The organism is Cellvibrio sp., from assembly GCF_053579595.1.
The window spans coordinates 1-5292 of record NZ_JBRFPI010000324.1; the positions used below are offsets into that span (position 1 = coordinate 1).

Consider the following 5292-nt stretch of genomic DNA (forward strand, 5'->3'; position numbering starts at 1 on the left):
TAATACCAGAAACACCACCGGCAGTTTTTGCTGTGCGGCAACAGTAATTTCCTGCGCGCTCATCAAATAGGAACCATCGCCGACGATACACAGCGTCGGGGCATTGCGATTGGCGATCGCAGAGCCTATCGCTGCGCCAATCGACCAGGCCATTGAGCCGTAACCCATGGCGATGCGGTACAGGCCTTCACTGTTGGAGCGGGTAAGGTAGTGCGTCGCCCAGGACCAGCCGTTGCCGGCATCGACAAAAATGCGCGTGTCGTCGGGCAGGGCGCGCGACAAGTGACACATCAACCGCTGGGGTTTTACCGGGCTGGCGTTGGAGTGGCATTTGTCTGCATCGTTAAGAGTGAAAAAGCCGCCGTTGGCATTTTCTGTGGCGGCACCCGGCAGTGTTTGCCAGGTGCGACCCCATTTGCGCACTTCGCGTACGCTTTTGACCAGTCGATCAAAGATCACATCGATATTGCCGAACACATGCAGGTTCGCCATGGGCGAGCGGGTGAAGTGTTCAATCGATGAATCTATATGGACGAGTTTGGTATTGAGCAAATCGTTTTTCCAACCGCTGGTGCCCAGCTCGCCCAGCTCAGTCCCTACCGCGAGGATCAGGTTGACCTCTTTGCTTTGCAGCAGGTTTCTGGCGCTCTCGTGCCCGGCAAAACCGAACACACCGCGATATTGCGGATGATGTTCATCGACCCAGGTTTTACCCATAGGACCGGTGACAAACGCGGCACCGGTCAGCTCGATAAACTCCATAATCTGTTTGCTGGCTTTGCCCACGCCATTGCCAATGTACATGACGATGTTATCGACCTTGCCGAGCTTTTCGCACAGGCGGGCGATAGCGGAATCATCGGCCATGGCGAAATCGTGCACCAGCAAGTCGCTGTGGATATGCGCATTGATAGTTGCTGGTGCGCGCAACACGTCGGCAGGCACACTGATATGTACCGGGCCATTGGGTTTGCGATGCGCTGCCATGATCGCCGACACCAATTTACTTTCGAGCTGTTCGTGGTGCGATACCAGCGTATTGAACTGGGTGACGTAGCGGAACATGCCGACGGTATCGATGGCCGTGCAGCTGGATTCCTGCAGCGCGCGCTTGCCAAATTTGGGCAGCGGCGTTTGTGCGGTTATCACCAGCATGGGAATTTCATCGGCCAGGGCCGAGGCCACACCGGTGATCAAATTGGTTGCGCCTGGGCCGGTAGTCGCGCAGACCACACCCATTTTGCCGGTTTCGCGCGAGTAGCCATCGGCCATAAATGCCGCGCCGCACTCGTGGCGCGCCACTACAAGGCGTGGGCCGCCTGCACGCTCGCTGCGTGCGAGCGAGTTGAGCAGCGGCTCTATTGCACCACCGGGAACGCCAAAGACCGTATCGATATTCAATTGCTTGAGGTAATCGATAATTAAATCAGCGTAGGTATCTATGACGTCCTGTGTCTTTAGCTGTTCTGGCTGTGTGAATTGCTCCAGCTCGCCGAGCGTCACGGGTTCTACCGCGGGAATAAATTCCGTAACCGGAGATTGTTCCAGTTTCGATGTGAGGAGGAGATAGGGTTTGTTAATGGCTTGCTGCATGGAGTTCGCGCCTTGTTTCCAGAAGTGCGTGGTCCATCACGGATGGGTGTCGTCAAAATATGCTGCATAATATATACCAATGATGAAAAATGTGCCAACCAAAAAATAGTCAAAACGCTTAATTAATGCGCTTATTTTTTAGATTTGGCTTTTAAAGGGTAAATCCCACATTCTTTTAGGCATAAAAAAGCCCCGGCAAGCCGGGGCAAACAGAGGTCAAATTCGCACTACTGGCTAGTGGCGATGGGGCGCCACAGGGCCAAACCAGCGCGAGATCAGGCGACGCTTTTCGCCTTGGCAGGCGCGTCTTTGTCGAGTTGCTTCTCGGCGCGTTTAGCGTCGATGGATTCAATTTTTTTTTGCTTCTCATACAGGAAGCGCAATACTGCTGAGCGGTAATGGTTGTATTCGGCGTTGTCGGCCAATTCGAGGCGATTGCGCGGACGTGCGAGCGGCACATCGAGGATTTCACCCACAGTAGCGGCGGGGCCGTTGGTCATCATCACAATGCGGTCAGAGAGCAGTACGGCTTCGTCTACATCGTGCGTAATCATGATCACGGTGTTACCCAGCTCGTTCTGGATTTCCATTAGTGAGTCTTGCAGGTGGGCGCGGGTCAGTGCATCCAAGGCACCGAAGGGTTCATCCATCAACAGCACTTGCGGCTCCATCGCCAGCGCACGTGCGATACCCACGCGCTGCTTCATGCCTCCGGAGAGTTCGTCCGGGCGTTTGTGGATGGCGTGGGTCATGTGTACCAATTCCAGATTGTGTTCAATCCACTCGCGCATTTCCGCTTTGGTTTTTTTGCCTTTGAATACACGTTTCACACCCAGCTCTACATTCTCGTAGGCAGTCAGCCAAGGCAGGAGTGAATGGTTTTGGAATACCACGGCGCGCTCGGGGCCGGGTTCATTCACTTCGCGGCCATTCAGAACCACGCCGCCGGTAGTGGCTTGATACAAACCGGCGACAATGTTGAGCACGGTGGATTTGCCGCAGCCCGAGTGGCCAATCAGCGATACAAATTCACCTTTTTTAATTTTTAAATCCACATCGCGCAGCGCGCAAAATGGGCCTTTGGGCGTTGGAAATTCGATGCCGACTTTGGTCAATTCAAGATGAATCTGGCTCATAGTGTTTTCCTCTGTTACTGCCTTTGATAACAAATTAATTTGTGGGAACTGAATTTTTTAACGCAATTAACGTACCACTGCACTCTTATCCCAATTCACGTAGGACTGAATGGCGAGAATGGTGCGATCCAAAAAGAAACCGATTAACCCAATCGTCAATACCGCCACACAAATCCGGCTCAGTGATTCGGATGAACCATTCTGGAATTCGTCCCACACAAACTTTCCGAGACCGGGGTTTTGCGCAAGCATCTCGGCGGCAATCAACACCATCCAGGCAATACCCAGCGAAATACGCAGGCCGGTGAACATCATCGGAATAGAGGATGGCAACACAATTTTAATCACATGGGTAAACCAACCGAGGCGCAATACGCGGCTCACATTGATTAAATCTTTGCTCACACCCGCAACCCCCACAGCGGTGTTAATCATGGTTGGCCAGAGCGAGCAAAGCGTGACAGTAAACATGGAGATGATGAATGATTTGGAAAATAAGGGTGAGTCAGACACATACACCGCGCTCACCACCAAGGTAATTAATGGCAACCAAGCGAGTGGTGATACGGGTTTAAAAATTTGGATCAAAGGGTTGAATGCTTGATAAAGCGGTTGGCTTAAACCAATCAAAATCCCTATGGGTACTGCAATCACAGTGGCTGCAAAAAACCCACACAACACGGTGATTAAGCTGGTTTCAATTTTGTCAAAAAACGTGGGGCGGCCAGAGAATTCGCGCACACGAATTTCAGCATCAGGATTTTTTGCCAGCAATTCCGCGTTGCGTTTTTCCTGGCGGGCATAAAATTCTTCTTCGCGCACATTTTCGGCGTGGTATTCGTCAACGAGATTATTCCATTGCTCATACACTTGTTTGGGGCCCGGGAAATCGCCCAGCGAGGTTTTAATATTGGGTGCGCCGACATGCCAGAACAGTAAAAAAGCGAGCAGGCCAATAAAAGGAATTAACACCGCGAGCACCATGCCGCGTATTTTTTCAGCGGATGGCATCTCGAAAGAGAGTTTTTTAAAACGAGCGATGGCGTTGTTCATACAATTTCCTCTGGGGGGTGCGAGACCACTCTTTGGTGATCTCGCTTTTTCTGTCATGCAACTAAACTATTTCAGGTGTGGTGCGCTTAGAGTTTTTCATCGCCTTTAATACCAATCGCAAATTGGTTCAGGTATTCGTTTGGTTTGGTCGCATCAAATACAATGTTGTCGATGAATGTTGTTGCGTTGGGTGCGCGTATGCCGGTCATTTTTTCCAAGTCAGGAAAGTCGGTGGCTTTCATAGTGCCGTCTTCAATCAAGTCGGCAACCGCTTTGCGGTAAATGTCAGGCATAAACACTTTCTTCGCCATTTCCATGTACCAGTTGTCGGGTTTGGCTTCCGGGATTTGACCCCAGCGGCGCATTTGGGTCAGGTACCACACTGCATCTGAATAGTGAGGGTAGGTGGCGTTGTAGCGGAAAAACACATTGAAATCCGGTTCTTTGCGAATGTCGCCACGCTCGTACTCAAATACACCGGTCATCGAGTTGGCCATAACTTTGTAATCAGCACCCACATAGTGGCCAGCAGAAATCATTTTTGCTGCAGCGGAGCGATTGGCGTTGTTATTTTCATCAAGCCATTTACCCGCGCGAATTAATGCTTTCACAATACGAATGTGTGTATTCGGATTTTTGTCGGCCCAGTCTTTGGTAACACCAAATACTTTTTCTGCTACTTCGTTGCGAATATTGCGATCGGCAATGACTGGAACACCAATGCCACGAAATACCGCTTGTTGGTTCCAGGGTTCGCCTACGCAGTAGCCGTTGATAGTTCCAGCTTCCAAGGTTGCGGGCATTTGCGGCGGCGGAGTTACCGAAATCAACACGTCCGCATTGATTTGGCCGGTGGTATCACCTTTGTGTGGTGCGTAAAAGCCAGGTTTAATTCCCGCTGCAGCGAGCCAGTAACGCAATTCATAATTGTGTGTCGATACCGGAAATACCATGCCCAATTGCATGGGTTTGCCTGCATCTTTCATTTGTTGCACTACGGGTTTTAACGCATCGGCCTTGATCGGGTGAACGGCTTTACCATTTTCCATGGGGACATTTTTTTTCATTTTTTTCCAAATGTCGTTAGCAACGGTACAAGCGTTACCATTTAAATCCATGGTGAAGGCGGTGACTATGTGTGCGCTGGTGCCGAAACCGATAGTTGCGCCTATGGGTTGGCCTGCGAGCATGTGAGCGCCGTCAAGTTCGCCGGTAATTACGCGGTCAAGAATAACTTTCCAGTTGGCTTGCGCTTCCAGTTCTACACTCAGTCCTTCATCCTCAAAGTAGCCATTTTCATACGCAACAGCGAGAGGAACCATGTCGGTTAATTTAATAAAACCAAATTTTAAGTTTTCTTTTTCCGCTGGTCCGGTGGCTGCTTGTGCTGATGCCATGAAAGAAATAGCAGCGGCAATAACGAATGTTTTTTTAGCGATTGGAAATAATAGCGTTGAAATTTTTTTCATTGTTGTGATTGTTTCTTTCATCTCTGGCTCCTGGCGGTGGA

4 protein-coding genes are annotated in these 5292 nt (G+C 50.6%); all 4 read right to left on the reverse strand.

Annotated elements, in window-relative coordinates; genetic code table 11:
- Window positions 1-1593 (reverse strand): thiamine pyrophosphate-binding protein (locus ACWA6V_RS16785; protein ID WP_449523568.1); only part of this gene is annotated, 1593 nt, incomplete at its 3' end.
- Window positions 1594-1868: 275 nt separating this feature from the next.
- Entirely contained in the window at window positions 1869-2729 is an 861-nt protein-coding gene (locus ACWA6V_RS16790) for an ABC transporter ATP-binding protein (protein WP_449523569.1), read from the reverse strand.
- A gap of 66 nt (window positions 2730-2795) precedes the next feature.
- The gene (locus tag ACWA6V_RS16795; protein ID WP_449523570.1) at window positions 2796-3782 is read right to left on the reverse strand and encodes an ABC transporter permease; all 987 of its coding nucleotides are present in this window, start codon (window positions 3780-3782) and stop codon (window positions 2796-2798) included.
- Between the two features lie 86 nt (window positions 3783-3868).
- Entirely contained in the window at window positions 3869-5251 is a 1383-nt protein-coding gene (locus ACWA6V_RS16800) for a CmpA/NrtA family ABC transporter substrate-binding protein (protein WP_449523571.1), read from the reverse strand.
- Window positions 5252-5292: the final 41 nt, after the last annotated feature.